Origin of the sequence: Streptomyces sp. NPDC056738 (genome assembly GCF_042790435.1) — a bacterium.
Lineage (GTDB): Bacteria > Actinomycetota > Actinomycetes > Streptomycetales > Streptomycetaceae > Streptomyces.
This window is the reverse complement of the sequence record NZ_JBHTZF010000023.1, coordinates 1-17522: the sequence shown is the minus strand read 5'-3', so window position 1 is coordinate 17522 and position 17522 is coordinate 1. Positions and strand designations below refer to the sequence as shown.

General features: G+C 68.9%; 11 protein-coding genes, 1 tRNA gene and 1 pseudogene. 4 read left to right on the top strand and 9 right to left on the bottom strand.

Annotated elements, in window-relative coordinates:
- Positions 1–76: 76 nt before the first annotated feature.
- Together ACFRIC_RS38375 and pyk are read left to right on the top strand one after the other, a co-directional pair.
- Positions 77–823 carry an SIMPL domain-containing protein gene (locus tag ACFRIC_RS38375; RefSeq protein ID WP_382796212.1) on the top strand — a complete coding sequence of 249 codons (747 nt, stop codon included), beginning with the start codon at positions 77–79 and terminating at the stop codon, positions 821–823.
- A 241-nt stretch (positions 824–1064) separates the two neighbouring features.
- Positions 1065–2501: a pyruvate kinase gene (gene pyk, locus ACFRIC_RS38370; protein ID WP_382796210.1), complete on the top strand. Its 1437-nt coding sequence runs from the start codon at positions 1065–1067 to the stop codon at positions 2499–2501.
- Positions 2502–2555: 54 nt separating this feature from the next.
- On the opposite strand, the pseudogene ACFRIC_RS38365 reads toward pyk, so the two are convergent.
- Positions 2556–3319: pseudogene (locus ACFRIC_RS38365) on the bottom strand (transcriptional regulator).
- 106 nt (positions 3320–3425) lie between these two features.
- Positions 3426–3498, bottom strand: a tRNA-Leu gene (locus ACFRIC_RS38360).
- 100 nt (positions 3499–3598) lie between these two features.
- Here ACFRIC_RS38360 and ACFRIC_RS38355 point away from each other — a divergent pair.
- Entirely contained in the window at positions 3599–4255 is a 657-nt protein-coding gene (locus ACFRIC_RS38355; RefSeq protein WP_037624717.1) for an ANTAR domain-containing response regulator, read from the top strand.
- 104 nt (positions 4256–4359) lie between these two features.
- Here the strand turns inward: ACFRIC_RS38355 and ACFRIC_RS38350 are convergent, their stop codons facing one another.
- The 7 genes from ACFRIC_RS38350 to ACFRIC_RS38320 form a co-directional block, all read right to left on the bottom strand.
- Positions 4360–5076 (bottom strand): ABC transporter ATP-binding protein, encoded by a 717-nt coding sequence (locus ACFRIC_RS38350; RefSeq protein WP_382796208.1) that lies wholly within the window; start codon positions 5074–5076, stop codon positions 4360–4362.
- A complete protein-coding gene (locus ACFRIC_RS38345) occupies positions 5073–6155 on the bottom strand; it encodes an ABC transporter ATP-binding protein (protein ID WP_382796206.1) in 1083 nt (360 codons plus the stop codon). Before ACFRIC_RS38345 ends, ACFRIC_RS38350 begins: the two co-directional genes overlap by 4 nt.
- 5 nt (positions 6156–6160) lie before the next feature.
- Positions 6161–7942, bottom strand: coding sequence for a branched-chain amino acid ABC transporter permease (locus ACFRIC_RS38340; RefSeq protein WP_382796340.1), 1782 nt, complete (start codon positions 7940–7942; stop codon positions 6161–6163).
- 5 nt (positions 7943–7947) lie between these two features.
- The gene (locus tag ACFRIC_RS38335) at positions 7948–8880 is read right to left on the bottom strand and encodes a branched-chain amino acid ABC transporter permease (protein WP_382796204.1); all 933 of its coding nucleotides are present in this window, start codon (positions 8878–8880) and stop codon (positions 7948–7950) included.
- 196 nt (positions 8881–9076) lie between these two features.
- Complete coding sequence (locus tag ACFRIC_RS38330; RefSeq protein WP_382796338.1) at positions 9077–10282, bottom strand: branched-chain amino acid ABC transporter substrate-binding protein; 1206 nt, start codon at positions 10280–10282, stop codon at positions 9077–9079.
- A 1475-nt stretch (positions 10283–11757) separates the two neighbouring features.
- Positions 11758–12219, bottom strand: a complete 462-nt coding sequence (locus ACFRIC_RS38325) for a PaaI family thioesterase (protein ID WP_382796202.1) — start codon at positions 12217–12219, stop codon at positions 11758–11760.
- Positions 12220–12280: 61 nt separating this feature from the next.
- On the bottom strand, positions 12281–14560 hold the full coding sequence (locus ACFRIC_RS38320; RefSeq protein WP_382796200.1) for an FdhF/YdeP family oxidoreductase: 2280 nt from the start codon (positions 14558–14560) through the stop codon (positions 12281–12283).
- A 170-nt stretch (positions 14561–14730) separates the two neighbouring features.
- Here ACFRIC_RS38320 and polA point away from each other — a divergent pair, with 170 nt between their 5' ends.
- On the top strand, positions 14731–17457 hold the full coding sequence (gene polA / locus ACFRIC_RS38315; RefSeq protein ID WP_382796199.1) for a DNA polymerase I: 2727 nt from the start codon (positions 14731–14733) through the stop codon (positions 17455–17457).
- Positions 17458–17522 lie beyond the last annotated feature (65 nt).

The window sequence follows — 17522 nt, the reverse complement described above, 5'->3', positions numbered from 1 at the left end:
GCAAAAGACCCTGGAGGTTTCCATCTGATGGCCGGACGACACCGCCCACCCCCCACCCAGTGACAGAGTGGGACGTATGACCCCCGACACCGGCCCCACCGACCGGCACACCCCGGCCACCACCCCCACCCCACCCGCCGTCCCCTACGGCACCCCTGACACACCCCGCATCGCCGTCCGCGGCGAAGCCCACCTCGAAGTCGACCCCGAACTCGCCCGCATCACCATCACCGTCACCGCCCGCGGCAAAGACCGCCGCCAGACCCTCACCGACCTCACCCACCGCAACGCCCGCGCCCTCGACCTCGTCAAAACCCACGGCGACGCGGTCGAACACCTCGAGACCAGCGCCCTCACCATCACCCCCGAACTCGGCCGGCACAGCCGCGGCGAACGCACCCGCACCCACCACGGACTCGTCCACATCACCGCCCAACTGAACGACTTCACCGCACTCGGCGAACTCACCACCGCCCTCGCCGACCTCGACCTCACCCGCGTCGACGGCCCCTGGTGGACCCTGCGCCCCGACTCCCCGGCCCACCGCGCGGCACGCCGGCAAGCCGTCCACGAAGCCGTCCAGCGCGCCCGCGAATACGCCGAAGCCCTCGACACCACCCTCACCGCCCTCGTCGAACTCGCCGACACCGGCACCGACGACACCCACCCCCGCGTCCCCCAGACCACCCGCGCGCTCAGCCGCGCCGCCTACGGCGCCGCCCCCACCGAGGACGAACCCGCACCCCTCGACCTCGAACCCCAACGCCAGCACGTCCACGCCCAGGTCGTCGCCCGCTTCACCATGGCGCCACCACGGCTCTAGCCCCACCTGACAGCATCACGGAACGTCACCACACGACTCTTCCGCGCACCCACCCCACAGCCCGGCGCACACTGGACGGGCACAGGTCGAAGAAGGCGCCGACCGCACCGGGCATCACGCTCCGCTCATCGGAGCGGTGCGGCGCACAATTCAACAGTTGTCAATAACCCTTCACGCAAAGGTTGTTGAGTAGTCATGCGCGACCAATTCTCTACCGACCGGTAAGGCCTAGGCTCGAATCATGCGCCGAGCGAAAATCGTCTGCACACTGGGCCCCGCAACCGACTCATACGACCAGATCAAAGCCCTGGTCGAAGCCGGAATGGACGTAGCCCGCTTCAACCTCAGCCACGGCACCCACGCCGACCACGAAGAGCGCTACCGGCACGTCCGGAAAGCCTCCGACGAAACCGGCCGCAGCGTCGGAATCCTCGGCGACCTTCAAGGCCCGAAGATCCGCCTCGGCCGCTTCACCGAAGGACCCGTACTCCTTGAACGCGGGGACACCTTCACCATCACCGTCGAAGAAGGCGCCCAAGGAGACCGCGAATCCTGCGGAACCACCTACGACGGCCTCGCCACCGACGTCACTCCCGGTGAACGCGTCCTCGTCGACGACGGAAAGGTCTGCCTCGAAGTCACCTCCGTCGACGGCCCCCGCGTCCACACCACCGTCATCGAAGGCGGCATGGTCTCCGACCACAAGGGCCTCAACCTCCCCGGCGTCGCCGTCTCCGTCCCCGCCCTCTCCGACAAGGACGAGGACGACCTCCGCTGGGCCCTGCGCACCGGCTTCGACGTCATCGCCCTCTCCTTCGTCCGCAGCGGCAAGGACATCCAGGACGTCCACCGCATCATGGACGAAGAAGGCCGGCGCCTCCCCGTCATCGCCAAGGTCGAAAAGCCGCAGGCCGTCGACAACATCGACGACATCGTCGCCGCATTCGACGGCATCATGGTCGCCCGCGGTGACCTCGGCGTCGAAATGCCGCTCGAACAGGTACCCATCGTCCAGAAGCGCGCCATCAAACTCGCCAAACGCAATGCCAAGCCGGTCATCGTCGCCACCCAGATGCTCGACTCGATGATCGACAATTCCCGCCCCACCCGCGCCGAAGCCTCCGACGTCGCCAACGCCGTCATCGACGGCACCGACGCCGTGATGCTCTCCGGCGAGACCAGCGTCGGCAAATACCCCATCGAGACGGTCAGGACGATGAGCCGCATCGTCGAAGCCGCCGAGGAGGACATCCTCGCCAAGGGACTGCCCCCGCTGACCGAACGCAACAAACCCCGCACCCAGGGCGGCGCCGTCGCCCGAGCCGCGGCGGAGATGGGCGACTTCCTCGGCGCCAAGTTCCTCGTCGCCTTCACCCAGTCCGGCGACACCGTCCGCCGCCTGTCCCGCTACCGCTCGCCCATCCCCCTCCTCGCCTTCACCCCCACCCCCGCCACCCGCTCCCAGCTCAACCTCACCTGGGGTGTCGAGACCTTCCTCGGCCCGCACGTCGACTCCACCGACGCCATGGTCGACCAGGTCGACGAACTCCTCCTCAAGTACGGCCGCTGCAACAAGGGCGACATCGTCGTGATCACCGCCGGCTCCCCGCCCGGAGTCTCCGGCTCCACGAACCTGGTCCGCGTCCACCACGTGGGCGAGGACGACAGCCCCAAGTAGCACCGCACCACGCCCGACGGGCCCCTCCTGAGCCGCCCGAGGGGCCCTTCCTGGTCAGTACTTGGGGCCGACGTGGATGTCCATCAGGGCTACAGAGGCTTTGCGGGCGACGGAGATGTTGCGGGAGTTCGGCTGCCTCCAGTCGACGCCGACCGCGTCGAGAGTGTCGGTGAAGAGGCGCATGATGTCGGGCGACTTGTTGGTGAAGAAGTACCGGGGGTACTCGTAGCGCTTCGTCTCCCGGCGACGAGGCGGGTCGTCCAGTTGGTGATGCGGCAGCCGTCCGAGTGGATGAGACCCCGGACGAACTCCCAGGGGTGGGCGTCGACGATGTCCTGCTGCCAGGGTTCGAGCACGATCGGCCGCTCGTGCTTCTTGCCGGGGCCGTGCTGGGGAAACAGGCAGGGCCAATGCTTGCTGTAGCAGGTGACGTACTGGCAACCCTGCCGCTGCACGCGGAACACTTTGTTGTCGGGGCGCAGTGACCGTACTGCCGACGCGCAGGCGTCGATCAGACCGGGCCAGGCATCGGCGCACGCGATGCGGAGAAAGTGGACGCCTCTCCGGAAGGAGCTGATGCAGCCGTCGCCGAGGTAGAGGCCCAGCAGGTAGGCGTACGCGGCGGGATCGTCAGGATCCTCGGGGGTGGTGCGGCACCTTGGGCAGGGCCTGCCGCGGTTGCCTTCGAGGGGCTTGATGCGCACTTGTCATGAACGGATCGCGGCTCGGGAGATCCCGGTCTCCTTGCTCACCGAGTTCAGGCTGCGCCCTTGGTTCAGTAGTGCCAGCGCTTGCTTGCGTGTGCCAATGTCGTACATATGGTCACTCTGCGTTCGCGGCATCGACGACACGCAGCAAAAAGCGGATGTTCACCAGAATGGGAACATCCGCTTTCGTGAAGCAACCTTGACATCCAAGGAAAAGTGCCCCGAGTCGGATTCGAACCGACGCTGTATGGGTTTTGAATCCATGGCCTCTACCGCTGGGCTACCGGGGCTTCCTCTGAAACAAAGGGTAGCGATCACCCGCCGTGCCCTCACCTTACCGCAGCTAGGTAGGCTCTTGTCAGCAGTCCCCGCCCTGAACGAGGAGCCCCCGTGACCGCCCCCGAGTCGCCCCAGCCCGTAGACGCGCCCGACGACGACAAGTCGCACGTGCCTCCGCTGACGACCCGTGTCGTCATCGCCGAGGACGAGGCGCTGATCCGTCTCGACCTCAAGGAGATGCTGGAGGAGGAGGGCTACACCGTCGTGGGCGAGGCCGGCGACGGTGAACAGGCCGTCGAGCTGGCCCGGGAGCACAAGCCCGACCTGGTGATCCTCGACGTGAAGATGCCGAAGCTGGACGGCATCTCGGCGGCGGAGAAGATCGCCGAGGAGTCGATCGCCCCGGTGCTGATGCTGACCGCGTTCTCGCAGCGCGACCTGGTCGAGCGGGCCCGTGACGCGGGCGCGATGGCGTACCTGGTGAAGCCGTTCAGCAAGAGCGACGTGGTGCCGGCGATCGAGATGGCGGTGTCCCGGTTCGCGGAGCTGAAGGCGCTGGAGGGTGAGATCGCGGATCTCACGCAGCGTCTGGAGACCCGGAAGCTGGTGGACCGGGCGAAGTCGGTCCTGCAGACGGAGTACGGCCTGACGGAGCCGGCGGCGTTCCGGTGGATCCAGAAGACGTCGATGGACCGTCGTATGTCGATGCAGCAGGTGGCCGAGGCGGTCATCGAGGACGCCGCGGAGAAGAAGGCGGCGAAGGGCTAGTCCCCCCGCAGCAGAGCTCGGTCCGCGTCGAAGTGGCGGACGGAAGAGGCCCGCACCCCTGACGGAGGTGCGGGCCTTTTCGTACGACCGGGGTCGTGGGCGGATCAGTCCTCGCCGAGGTAGGCCTTGCGGACGGACTCGTCGTGGAGGAGGTCCTGGCCGGTGCCGGAGAGGACGATGCTGCCGACCTCCATGACGTGGGCCTGGTCGGCGAGGGAGAGCGCCGCCTGGGCGTTCTGCTCGACGAGCAGGATGGTGGTGCCGGACGCCTTGAGTTCGGCGATGGTGGCGAGGATCTTCTGCATCATGATCGGCGAGAGGCCCATGGAGGGCTCGTCGAGCATGAGCAGCTTGGGCTGGGACATGAGGGCGCGTCCCATGGCGAGCATCTGCTGTTCGCCGCCCGAGAGGGTGCCTGCGGCCTGCTTACGGCGTTCTCCCAGGATGGGGAAGAGGTCGTAGGCGCGCTGGATGTCCTTCTCGATGCCCGCCTTGTCGCTGCGGAGGAAGGCTCCGAGCTGGAGGTTCTCCGCGATGGTGAGGCGGGGGAAGATGTGCCGTCCCTCGGGGGAGTGGGCGAGCCCGAGGGAGACGATCTTGTGGGCGGGGATGTTGGCGAGGGGCTGGCCGTCGAAGAGGATGCGGCCTCCGCTGGGCTTGAGGAGCCCGGAGAGGGTGCGCAGGGTCGTCGTCTTGCCGGCGCCGTTGGTGCCGATGAGGGTGACGATCTGGCCGGCTTCGACGGTGAAGGAGATGCCCTTGACGGCTTCGATCTTGCCGTAGGCGACCTTGAGGTCTTCGACCTCGAGCAGTGCGGTCACTGGGCGTTTCCTTCCTTGGTGGTGCTGCCCTGCGCGTCGGAGTCGTCGGACGGGGTGGCGTCCTCGGGTGCCTCGGAGGCCTGGGGGGCTTCGTCGGTGTCCGTGGTGTCCTCGGCTGCCGGGGTCGTCTCGGCTTCCTCGGTCGCGGGGGCTTCCGTGGTGTCGTCGGCCGGGGTGGCTGCCGGGGTGTCGGCGGCTTCCTCGGTCTCCGGCGCGGTGTCGGTCGCGGTCACGGCCTCGGTCGTTCCGGCGGCTTCCGCGGCCTCGACCTCGGCGAGTTCGTCGGCGCCGGGGGCGCCTTCGAAGGGGGTGCCGAGGTAGGCGGCGATGACGCGCTCGTCGCCCTGGACGACCTCGGAGGTGCCTTCGACGAGCTTCTCGCCCTGGACGAGGCAGGCCACGCGGTCGGACAGGTTGAAGATGAAGCGCATGTCGTGCTCGATGACGAGGACGGCGATGCCGCGGTCGCGGATGGCGAAGACGAGTTCTTCGGTCGCGCGGGTTTCCTGCGGGTTCATGCCGGCGGTGGGCTCGTCCAGGAGGAGCAGGCCCGGCTCGCTCGCCATGGCTCGGGCGATCTCCAGCTTGCGCTGTTCGCCGTAGGGGAGGTTGCGGGAGAGGTGGTCGGCCTTGTGGTCGAGGCCGATGAACTCCAGCAGTTCCATGGCGCGTTCGCGGGATTCGGCTTCGGCCTTGCGGAAGCCGGGGCCGCGGAGGATGGCCGACCAGAGGCCTTCCTTGGTGCGGGTGTGGCGTCCGACGAGCACGTTCTCCAGAACGGTCATGTTGGCGAAGAGCCGGATGTTCTGGAAGGTGCGGGCGATGCCTGCGCTGGTGACGAGGTGCGGCTTGGGCGGCAGCACCGTGCCCTTGTAGGCGACTTTGCCCTCGGTGGGGACGTAGAGGCCGGTGAGGCAGTTGAAGAAGGTGGTCTTGCCGGCGCCGTTGGGGCCGATGAGGCCGACGATCTCTCCGGCGTTGACGGTGAGGTCGACGCCTCGCACGGCGGTGAGGCCGCCGAAGCGCATGGTGACGCCGGTGGCTTCGAGGACCGGGCTGGGGGCTGTGGTGGTGGTCATGTTGGTTACGCCCCTGCCTTGGTGACGCCGACGGTGGAGTCGGGCAGGCCTTGTTCGGGGATGTGGACGGCCTTGTCGCTGTCGTCGCTCTCGTGGAACTCGAGCTGGCGGCGGCGGTTGGCGATGATGCCTTCGGGGCGGAAGCGCATCAGGATGACGAGCGCGATGCCGAAGGCGAGGAGCTCGTACTCCTTGAGGAAGCTGAGCTTCTCGGGGAGGAGGTAGAGCAGGGTGGCGCCGAGGATGGGTCCGTTGACGGTGCCCATGCCGCCGAGAACGACCGCCGCGAGGAGGAAGGCGGAGTTCGGGGGCACGGAGCCGGCGAACTGGTACGGCGCCGGGTTGACGCTGTAGCCGACGTGGGCGCTGACCGTGCCGGCGAGGCCGGCGAGGGAGGCGCCGAGGGCGAAGGCGATGAGCTTGACGCGGAAGCCGTTGATGCCCATGGCGGTCGCGGCGGTCTCGTCCTCGCGGATGGCGATCCAGGAGCGGCCGATGCGCGAGTCGGCGGCGCGGTTGAAGACCACGACGACGATTGCCGTGATGACGAGCATCAGCAGGAAGTAGTTGGCGAAGCGGCCGAGCGGGAAGCCGAGGATGTTGTGCTCGGAGCCGAAGTTGAACCCGAAGATGTCGAGGTCCGGGATCATGGAGATGCCGTTGGGGCCGTTGGTGAGGTTGGGGCCGGAGGTCCCGTCCATGTTGTTGACGGCGATGCGGAAGATCTCTCCGAAGCCCAGGGTCACGATGGCGAGGTAGTCGCCACGCAGTCGCAGGGTCGGGGCGCCGATGAGGACGCCGAAGACGAGCGACGCGGCCATGCCGGTGAGCATGGCGGCCCAGAAGGGGAACTGGACGCCGGAGAAGCGGGAGAACTCGGAGCCGGAGACGAGGGCCGCGGCGTAGGCGCCGACGCCGAGGAAGGCGACGTATCCGAGGTCGAGGAGTCCGGTGAGGCCGACGACGATGTTGAGGCCGAGGGCGACGGTGGCGACGACGAGGATGTTGACGCCGAGGTTGGAGTTGTGCTCGTTGTTCGCGAGGAACGGGAAGATCGCCGCGGCCAGGAAGGCCATGCTGGTGGCGAATCCCTTGTGGCGGGCGTTCAGCTGCGCGAAGCGGTCGAAGAGTCCGGCGGTGAGCAGGGCCCAGGCGCCGAAGACGACGAGGAACAGGTAGCCCAGGAACGTTTCGCTCGCGTCGGGGTCGACGCCGATGCCGTAGTTGAAGACGATCAGCGCGACGGCGGTGGCGCCGGTGATGACGAGGCGCTCGACCCAGCCGTCCAGCTTGGCGGCCGGCGGGATGAGGTCGGGCTTGGTGATGTAGTCCTTGAACGTGTCCCCGGGCTTGGGGAGTGCCAGGGTGCCGAGGAGGGCGACGAGGGAGCCGACGGCGGCGAGGTAGGCGCCGGGGTCGAGTGCGACGAGGCCCTTGAGGTCGACGGCGATGGCGATGGCGCTGAACCAGCTCACGGCGAACGCGGAGGCGGCGGCGAGGACGACGGGCTGGGTGGCGCCCGCCGGGTTGAGCCAGCCGAGGCCGCGGACGTTCCAGAGGGTCAGGGCGAAGAGGAGCGTGAGGGCGCCGGCGACGATGTCGAGGACCTGGAGTCCGGCCGGGGAGCCGTAGTAGGTGAGGTCCCCGGGGAAGTCGGACGTGTAGGTCCAGGACATGAAGGTGCTGGCGATGGTGGCGATGGCGCCGACCGCGATGAGGACGCGGGCCGCGCTCTCGGGCAGTGCGATCAGGCCGCGCGCGGGGGTGGTGGTCTCGGTGGTTGCCATGGTGCTCACGCCCTGTCCGCGACGCGTTCGCCGACGAGGCCTTGTGGCCTGAACAGCAGTACGAGGATGAGGAGTACGAAGGCCCAGACGGAGGACCAGCCGCCGCCGCCGAGCTGCTGCATGCCGGGGATGCCGTCGATGTAGCTGGTGGCCAGGGTCTCGGCGAGGCCGAGGACGAGGCCGCCGATCATGGCGCCGTAGATGTTGCCGATGCCGCCGAGGACGGCCGCGGTGAAGGCCTTGAGGCCCATCTGGAAGCCCATGTCGTACTTGACGGTGCCGTAGCGCAGGCCGTAGGCGACGGCCGCGACGGCGGCGAAGAAGCCGCCGATGGCGAAGGCGATGACGATGATGCGGTTGGTGTCGATGCCCATGAGCTGCGCGGTGTCAGGGTCCTGCGCGGTGGCCTGCATGGCGCGGCCGGTGCGGGAGAGGCTGACGAAGAGGGCGAGGGCCGCCATGCACAGGGGGGCGGCGACGATGACGAAGACCGAGCCGCTCTGGATGCTGACGGAGCCGATGTGCCAGGGGCCGAAGGGAAGCTGGGGGAACTTCAGGTCGGTCTTGGCGTCGGGGTAGGTGTTGAAGACGATCTGCTGGAGGGCCAGCGACAGACCGATGGCGGTGATGAGGGGTGCGAGGCGTGGTGCTCCGCGTAGTGGTCGGTAGGCGAAGCGTTCGGCCCCGACGGCGATGAGGACGGAGACGATTCCGCCGCCTATCAGCATCGCTGGGAGGGCTATCCACATGGATGTGCCGTTTGGCAGAACGTACAGGTAGACCGAGAGTGCGCCGAAGCCGCCGGTCATGAAGATCTCGCCGTGGGCGAAGTTGATGAGCTGGACGATGCCGTACACCATCGTGTAGCCGATGGCGATCAGCCCGTACATCGAGCCGAGGAACAGCCCGTTGGCCAGCTGCTGCGGCAGGGTGTTCACCGCGTGGCCTCCATGTGGTGGGGAGAGTTGATCAGGGCGTATGAATCGGGCCGCGCGGTGACGTGTGGTCGTGGCCGCGCGGCCCTGGGGTTGTGCGGAGGGCCTGTCCGGTGGATCGGACCGGGCGTGTGGTGCCGCTGGGGGCGCCGTCGCCTGGTGGTGAACCGATCCACCGGAGTGTCCCGGGTGTTGCTGATCAGCCGTTGAACGTGCCGCTCTTGACGGCCTTCCACTTACCGTCGACGACCTGGTAGACGGTGAGCTGCTTGTTCGTGGTGTCGCCGTACTCGTCGAACGAGACGGGGCCGGCGATGCCGTCGAACTTGGTCTTCTGGACCTCGGCGACGATCTTGGCGCGGGCGCCGTCCGGGATCTTGCCGTCCTTCACGACAGCGCCGATGGCCTTGATGATGGCCGTGGCGGCGTCGTAGGAGTAGCCACCGTAGGTGCCGTAGTCGCCCTTGAGGCCGGAGGCCTTGTACTTCTTGATGAAGTCGGCGGCGGAGGGCAGGGAGTCGACGGGCTGGCCGACCGAGGTGACGAGGTCGCCCTCGGAGGTCTTGCCGGCGGTCTGGATGTAGGTGTCGGAGAACATGCCGTCACCACCGAACAGCGGGGTCTTGACTCCGCCGTCCTTGAGCTGCTTGGTGAGCTTCTCGGACTCGTCGTACTGGCCGCCGTAGTAGACGAGGTCGGCCTTGGAGTTCTTGATCTTGGTGACGAGCGCGGAGAAGTCCGTGTCGCCGGTGTTGACGTGGTCCTCGCCCGCGAGCTTGCCGCCGGCCTTGGTGAAGCCCGCCTTGAAGAGCTTGGCGAGGCCGGCACCGTAGGTCTGCTTGTCGTCGACCACGTACACCTTGCGCTTCTTCAGCGTGTTGTAGGCGTAGTCGGCCGCGAAGCCGCCCTGGAGGGCGTCGGTGGTGGCGGTGCGGAAGTAGGTCTTGAACGGGCGGGACTTGGCGGTCTGCCAGTTCTTGCCCTGGGTCAGCTCGGGCGCGGTGTTCGACGGAGAGATCTCGACGAGGCCGGCGGTGTCGAAGACCTGCTGCATCTGGGTGGCGACGCCGGAGTTCAGCGGGCCGACGACGCCGAGGACCTTGTCGTCCTGGACGAGCTGGGTGGCGTTGGCCTGGCCGGAGGCCGGGATCGCCTTGTCGTCGAGCGCCTTGACCTTGAAGGTCACGCCGGGGACGGTGTTGTTCTTGTTGGCGTCGTCGACGGCGATCTGGACGCCGCCCTGGATGCCGAGGCCCGTGGCCGAGTTCTGACCGGTCAGCGGCGCGTCCACGCCGATGATGATCTCGGTCTTCTTGCTGCTCTTGCTGTCGCCGCTGTCGTCGCGCGAGCCGCAGGCGGTCAGCGTGAGTGCTCCTGTCGTGAGCACGGCGGTGAGTATGACCATAGAACGCTGTCGCACGTTGAATCCTCTCCCTGGCGCGGCACCCCAGGGTGGGGGCCGTGTTTCTCGCCGGGCCGTACTGGATGAAGCAGGGCCGTGCAGTGACGCGCCCGGCGGCGCGGTGACTGGCCGTGACTATAAGCGCAGGTTGGGGGGGTGGGGAGGAGCGTGGGGAAGGCTGTGACGCTCTTGTTATCCGGGGGGTGCCTTGCGGGGGGTGGGGCGGACGATCGGAGCATTTCGGCGTGTTGGCCGGAGACGGTTGTGTGTTCGCATGGTGAGAACGTGCTGGCCCGGGTTGATGGTGGAGACCGGAAGCTGTACGCGCGGTGACCGTTCGGTGGGTCGTCGGGGGCGTGGTGCGGAGCGGCTCGCGGTGTGGGGATTGCTTTATTGCGGCAGAGGTAACCGTGTGTTACCGCCGCATGAGGCGGTCGGCGGTGTCCTGGCCGGGCGAAGTGGGTGTGCGGGAGGGCGTGTTGGGGCAGCGGGGGGCGCGTGTGACGCGCTTCGCGCCGGGCTTCGGCGTGCCGCCGAAGTGAGGCTTTGCTGTTGCTGTGCGTTGTCTTCGCGTACGGGCAGGTCGGGGCCGGGGAGCCCGGAAGCCGGGCGGCGGGGAGGCGCGGTTGTATACAGGGTCGCGCAAGGTGATGAGGCGGGCGTTTCCGGCCTTCACTGTCAGTGGCAGCCGAGCTGGGGCCGCCGCACCCAACTCGGGCGTCCCGAAGTCCACTTGGCGGTCGGTGCCGCCCGCGCGTCGCCCGGTGCCGGCGCCCGAAGCGGAAGGAAGTGCGCGTGCCGCCGGGGCACTTGTGGCCGGGGCGCGGCCCCCTCGGCGATCACGGACGGCGCGGAGGCGGGCGACGGGGCCGTCGATTGCGATCGCGACGACATTCAGTGCCGGTGCGGTTCACCGCGGATCCGTGCCGGGTCGCGCCGAGCCGCGCTGGGCGTACGGCTCCAACGGGAGCCGGGGGTAAGGGGGTTGGACTTCGAGGCCCGGAGGGACTCCGGAGGGTCGGCGGCTTCCGCGGCTTCCGCGCTACGGGAGGTCGAGAACCTTGCGTGGGCTCCGTGCGACTTCGGCCGGGCGGGGAACCTCCGCGGACTCCGCGCGACTCCGTCGAGGCGCGGAACTTGCGTGGGCTCTGCATAGTTCCGGAGAACGGCGAACTGCGCGACTTCGGGGAGGGTGACCCCTCGGAGGGTCCGGGCGCCCGGAAACCCCGGGGCCGTGCCTCCCGGAGTGCCCCGGGTTCCCGCATACCGGGCTCCCGTGCTCGCGCGCGCTCAGGACTTCCGTCGCTCCGGGCTCCCGCGCCCCGGGCTCCCATGGCTCCCGCGCCCCGGGCTCCCATGAATCCCGCGCTCCCGCGTGCCCCGGACTTCCGGGCACCCCGGACTTCCAGGCGGGACCCCGGGGCTTCCGGGCGCCCCGAGGTTCGCAGGGAGCCCCAGGGTGCCCGTGGCGCCCGGCGTCAGCCCTGTGGGGCGTCCTTGAGGATGCAGGTCAGGCGGGCGCTGCAGACGCGCTTGCCGTCCTCGCCGGTGATGGCGATCTCGTACGTCGCCGAGGTGCGGCCCCGGTGGACGGGGGTGGCCACGCCGGTGACGAGGCCGGAGCGGACGCCGCGGTGGTGCGTGCAGTTCAGGTCGACGCCGACGGCGATCTTCGTGATGCCGCCGTGGAGCATGGCGCCGACGGAGCCGATGGTCTCGGCGAGGACGGCGGAGGCCCCTCCGTGGAGCAGGCCGTAGGGCTGGGTGTTGCCCTCGACGGGCATGGTGCCCACGACGCGTTCCGCGGAGGCCTCGGTGATCTGGACGCCCATGCGGTTGCCGAGGTGGCCCGCGGAGAACAGGGCGGGCAGGTCGACGCCGAGCGCGGCGTACTCGTCGATGACCCCTTGCGGGAACTTCGGGGTGTGCTGTTCGCCCATGGGGCCCGGCTCCGTTCGTCGTGGACCACGTCGTCGTGGATGTCCCTCGCTGAGCGAACGCTCAGTCGGCTGTCGATTGTTCCAGACGGACGACCACGGACTTGCTGGCAGGGGTGTTGCTGGTGTCCGCGGTCGAGTCCAGGGGGACCAGGACGTTCGTCTCGGGGTAGTAGGCGGCGGCGCAGCCCCGGGCGGTGGGGTAGTGCACGACGCGGAAGCCGGGCGCGCGCCGTTCCACGCCGTCCTTCCACTCGCCGACGAGGTCGACGTACGAGCCGTCCGCGATCTTCAGATCGCGGGCGTCGTCGGGGTTGACGAGGACGACCCGGCGGCCGTTCTTGATGCCCCGGTATCGGTCGTCGAGTCCGTAGATGGTGGTGTTGTACTGGTCGTGGGAGCGCAGGGTCTGCAGCAGCAGGCGTCCTGCGGGCAGTTCGGGGTGTTCGACGGGCGCGGCGGTGAAGTTGGCCTTGCCGGTGGCCGTCGGGAAGCGGCGTTCGTCGCGGGGGGCGTGCGGCAGGGCGAAGCCGGCGGGGTCGGCCACGCGCGCGTTGAAGTCCTGGAAGCCGGGGATGACGCGGGCGATGCGGTCGCGGATGGTCGCGTAGTCCTTCTCGAACTCTTCCCAGGGGGTGGTGCTGGCCTCTCCGAGGACCCTGCGGGCGAGGCGGGCGACGATGGCGGGCTCGGACAGCAGGTGGGGGCTAGCGGGCTCCAGGCGGCCGCGTGAGGCGTGCACCATGCCCATGGAGTCCTCGACGGTCACGAACTGCTCGCCGCTGCCCTGGAGGTCGCGTTCGGTGCGTCCGAGGGTGGGCAGGATGAGGGCGCGTGCTCCGGTGACGACGTGCGAGCGGTTCAGCTTGGTGGAGACGTGGACGGTGAGCCGGGCGCGCCGCATGGCCGCCTCGGTGACGTCGGTGTCGGGGGAGGCGGAGACGAAGTTGCCGCCCATGGCGAAGAAGACCTTCGCGTCGCCGTCGCGGAGCGCGCGGATGGCGCGTACGACGTCGTAGCCGTGTTCGCGGGGCGGTTTGAAGCCGAACTCCTTCTCCAGGGCGTCGAGGAAGGCGGGGGCGGGGCGTTCGAAGATGCCCATCGTGCGGTCGCCCTGGACGTTGGAGTGTCCGCGGACGGGGCAGACGCCGGCGCCGGGGCGGCCGATGTTGCCGCGCAGCAGCAGGAAGTTGACGACTTCGCGGATGGTGGGGACGGAGTGCTTGTGCTGGGTGAGGCCCATGGCCCAGCACACGATGGTCCGCTGGGAGGCGAGGACCATCTTCAGGGCCTCGTCGATGCTGTCGCGGGTGAGGCCGGTCGCGGTGAGCGTCTCGTCCCAGTCGGCGGCGCGGGCGGCCTGGGCGAAGTCCTCGAAGCCGTGGGTGTGTTCGGCGACGAACGCCTCGTCGACGGCGCCCTCGGTGTCGAGGATCAGCTTGTTCAGCAGGCGGAAGAGGGCCTGGTCGCCGCCGATGCGGATCTGGAGGAAGAGGTCGGTGAGCGCGGCGCCCTTGACCATGCCCTGGGGTGTCTGGGGGTTCTTGAACCGCTCCATGCCCGCTTCGGGCAGCGGGTTGACGGTGATGATCTTCGCGCCGTTGGCCTTGGCCTTCTCCAGGGCGGAGAGCATGCGCGGGTGGTTCGTGCCGGGGTTCTGTCCGGCGACGATGATCAGGTCCGCGCGGTAGAGGTCCTCGAGCAGGACGCTGCCCTTGCCGATGCCGATGGTCTCGTTGAGCGCGGAGCCGGACGACTCGTGGCACATGTTCGAGCAGTCGGGCAGGTTGTTCGTGCCGAGTTCGCGGGCGAAGAGCTGGTAGAGGAAGGCGGCCTCGTTGCTGGTGCGGCCCGAGGTGTAGAAGAGGGCTTCGTCCGGGGAGCCGAGCGCGGCGAGTTCCTCGGCGACGATGTCGAAGGCGCGTTCCCAGGGGATGGCCTCGTAGTGGTCGGCGCCCTCGGCCAGGTACATGGGGTGGGTGAGGCGGCCCTGCTGGCCGAGCCAGTAGCCGCTGCGGCCGGCGAGGTCGGAGACGGGGTGCGCGGCGAAGAAGTCGGGGGTCACGCGGCGCAGGGTGGCTTCCTCGGCGACGGCTTTGGCGCCGTTCTCGCAGAACTCCGCGGTGTGCCGGTGCTCGGGTTCGGGCCAGGCGCAGCCGGGGCAGTCGAAGCCGTCCTTCTGGTTGACGCGCAGGAGGGTGAGCGCGGTGCGGCGGACGCCCATCTGCTGCTGGGCGATGCGCAGGGTGTGTCCGATGGCGGGGAGCCCGGCCGCGGCGTGCTTCGGTCCGGCTACCTGCGGTGCGTCCTGGACCGGATCGCTTTTCGGCGGCTTGCTGGCCATCGGTGAACCCCTTCGCGTGCGCACGTCGGTGTGCGTGTGTTCGTACCTCTTCGATCCTCGCACGCGTGGCCGACGGCGCGGTCCGTGGGTTGTGGGAATCCGGGGTGGGGAGGGGGTGCGCCGGGCCGGGAGGGCTCTCGTTGTCAGCGGGCCGTGGCAGGATCGGGGGTGTGGCAGAGACAGCATCGAAGAAGACCGAGAAAACCGCAGGTACGGGCCGCCCGCGCCTGATGCTCATGGATGGGCACTCGCTGGCCTACCGCGCGTTCTTCGCGCTGCCCGCGGAGAACTTCACCACCGCGACGGGGCAGCCGACGAACGCCATCTATGGTTTCGCGTCGATGCTGGCGAACACGCTGCGCGACGAGTCGCCCACGCACTTCGCGGTGGCGTTCGACGTCTCGCGCAAGACGTGGCGTTCCGAGGAGTTCACCGAGTACAAGGCGAACAGGTCGAAGACCCCGGACGAGTTCAAGGGGCAGGTCGAGCTGATCGGCGAGCTGCTGGACGCGATGCACGCGCAGCGGTTCGCGGTGGACGGGTTCGAGGCGGACGACATCATCGCGACGCTCGCCACGCAGGCGGAGGCCGAGGGTTTCGAGGTGCTGATCGTCACGGGTGACCGTGACTCCTTCCAGCTCGTCTCGGAGCACACGACGGTGCTGTATCCGACGAAGGGTGTCTCCGAGCTGACCCGGTTCACGCCGGAGAAGGTCTTCGAGAAGTACGGGCTGACGCCGGCGCAGTATCCGGACTTCGCGGCGCTGCGCGGTGACCCGTCGGACAACCTGCCGGGCATTCCCGGTGTGGGTGAGAAGACGGCCGCGAAGTGGATCAACCAGTTCGGTTCGTTCGCGGAGCTGGTGGAGCGGGTCGACGAGGTCAAGGGCAAGGCCGGGCAGAACCTGCGTGACCACCTGGAGGCGGTGAAGCTCAACCGCCGTCTCACGGAGATGGTCAAGGACGTCGAGCTGTCCCGGACGGTGGCGGACCTGGAGCGGGCCGCGTACGACCGTACGGCCGTGGCGATGGTGCTGGACACGCTGGAGATCCGTAACCCCTCGCTGCGTGAGCGGCTGCTCGCGGTGGATCCGGGGGCCGGCGAGGCCGAGGAGGCGCGGCCGGTCGCCGAGGGTGTCGAGATCGACGGGGTGGTGCTGGGCGCGGGCGAGTTGAAGCCGTGGCTCGCCGAGCACGGCGGTGAGGCGCTGGGCGTGTCCACGGTCGACTCGTGGGCGCTGGGCTCGGGGTCGGTGGCCGAGGTGGCGCTCGCGGCGGCCGCGGGTCCGGCGGTCTGGTTCGACCCGTCCCGGCTGGACGAGCCGGACGAGAACGCGTTCGCCGCGTGGCTCGCCGACCCGAACAGGCACAAGGTCATGCACAACGCCAAGGGTGTGATGCGGGTCTTCGCCGAGCACGGCTGGACCATCGAGGGCGTGACGATGGACACGGCGCTCGCGGCCTATCTGGTCAAGCCGGGCCGTCGTTCCTTCGCGCTGGACGCGCTGTCCCTGGAGTATCTGGGCCGGGAGCTCGGGCCCGCCGCCGCTGCCGACGGACAGCTCGCGTTCGGTACGGACGAGCAGGCCGAGGCCGACGCGCTGATGGCGCAGGCCCGCACGATCCTCGATCTGGGGGAGGCGTTCGGGGAGAAGCTCCAGGAGGTCGGCGCGGCGGATCTGCTGCGGGACATGGAGCTGCCCACGTCCAGTCTGCTGGCGCGGCTGGAGCGGTACGGCATCGCGGCGGACCGGGCGCACCTGGAGGCCATGGAGCAGACGTTCGCCGGCGCGGTGCAGCAGGCGGTGAAGGAGGCGCACGCGGCCGCGGGGCACGAGTTCAACCTCGGTTCGCCCAAGCAGCTCCAGGAAGTCCTCTTCGGTGAACTGGCCCTGCCGAAGACGAAGAAGACGAAGACGGGTTACACGACGGACGCGGACGCGTTGGCCTGGCTGGCGGCGCAGACCGAGAACGAACTGCCCGTGATCATGCTGCGTCACCGTGAGCAGGCCAAGCTGCGGTCCACGGTCGAGGGTCTGATCAAGACGGTCGCGCCGGACGGACGTATCCACACGACGTTCAACCAGACGGTGGCGGCGACCGGCCGTCTGTCGTCGACCGATCCGAACCTGCAGAACATCCCGGTGCGTACGGACGAGGGCCGCGCGATCCGCCGTGGCTTCGTCGTCGGTGAGGGCTTCGAGTGCCTGATGACCGCGGACTACAGCCAGATCGAGCTGCGGGTGATGGCCCATCTGTCCGAGGACGAGGGTCTGCTGGAGGCGTTCACCTCCGGTGAGGACCTGCACACCACCGTCGCCTCCCAGGTGTTCTCGGTGGAGCGGTCCGCGGTGGACGCCGAGATGCGCCGCAAGATCAAGGCGATGTCGTACGGCCTCGCGTACGGGCTGTCGGCGTTCGGTCTGTCGCAGCAGCTCAACATCGAGGCGGGCGAGGCCCGTGGGCTGATGGACACGTACTTCGAGCGCTTCGGCGGTGTACGGGACTATCTGCGCCGCGCGGTCGACGAGGCCCGGGCCACGGGCTACACGGCGACGCTGTTCGGGCGCCGCCGCTATCTGCCGGATCTCAACAGCGACAACCGTCAGCGCCGTGAGGCGGCCGAGCGCATGGCCCTGAACGCGCCCATCCAGGGCACGGCCGCCGACATCGTGAAGATCGCGATGCTCAACGTGGACCGGGCGCTGCGCGAGGCGAAGCTGGACTCCCGCATGCTCCTCCAGGTCCATGACGAAATCGTCCTGGAGATCGCCCCCGGTGAGCGGGAGCGGACCGAGGAGCTGCTGCGCCGCGAGATGGCGTCGGCGGTCCGGCTCGACGTCCCGCTGGACGTCTCGGTCGGCGTGGGCCGGGACTGGGAGTCGGCCGCCCACTAGCCACGGGCGCGTCTTTTCCGAGGGCCGCGGGGGGGGGGGGCCCGCGGGGGGGGGGCGGGGCCGGC

Coding starts and splice junctions, on each gene's coding strand:
- ACFRIC_RS38320 (WP_382796200.1), bottom strand. CDS start 14,560: ATGGCCAGCAAGCCGCCGAAAAGCGATCCGGTCCAGGACGCACCGCAG.
- ACFRIC_RS38325 (WP_382796202.1), bottom strand. CDS start 12,219: ATGGGCGAACAGCACACCCCGAAGTTCCCGCAAGGGGTCATCGACGAG.
- pyk (WP_382796210.1), top strand. CDS start 1,065: ATGCGCCGAGCGAAAATCGTCTGCACACTGGGCCCCGCAACCGACTCA.
- ACFRIC_RS38340 (WP_382796340.1), bottom strand. CDS start 7,942: ATGGCAACCACCGAGACCACCACCCCCGCGCGCGGCCTGATCGCACTG.
- ACFRIC_RS38330 (WP_382796338.1), bottom strand. CDS start 10,282: ATGGTCATACTCACCGCCGTGCTCACGACAGGAGCACTCACGCTGACC.
- ACFRIC_RS38375 (WP_382796212.1), top strand. CDS start 77: ATGACCCCCGACACCGGCCCCACCGACCGGCACACCCCGGCCACCACC.
- ACFRIC_RS38345 (WP_382796206.1), bottom strand. CDS start 6,155: ATGACCACCACCACAGCCCCCAGCCCGGTCCTCGAAGCCACCGGCGTC.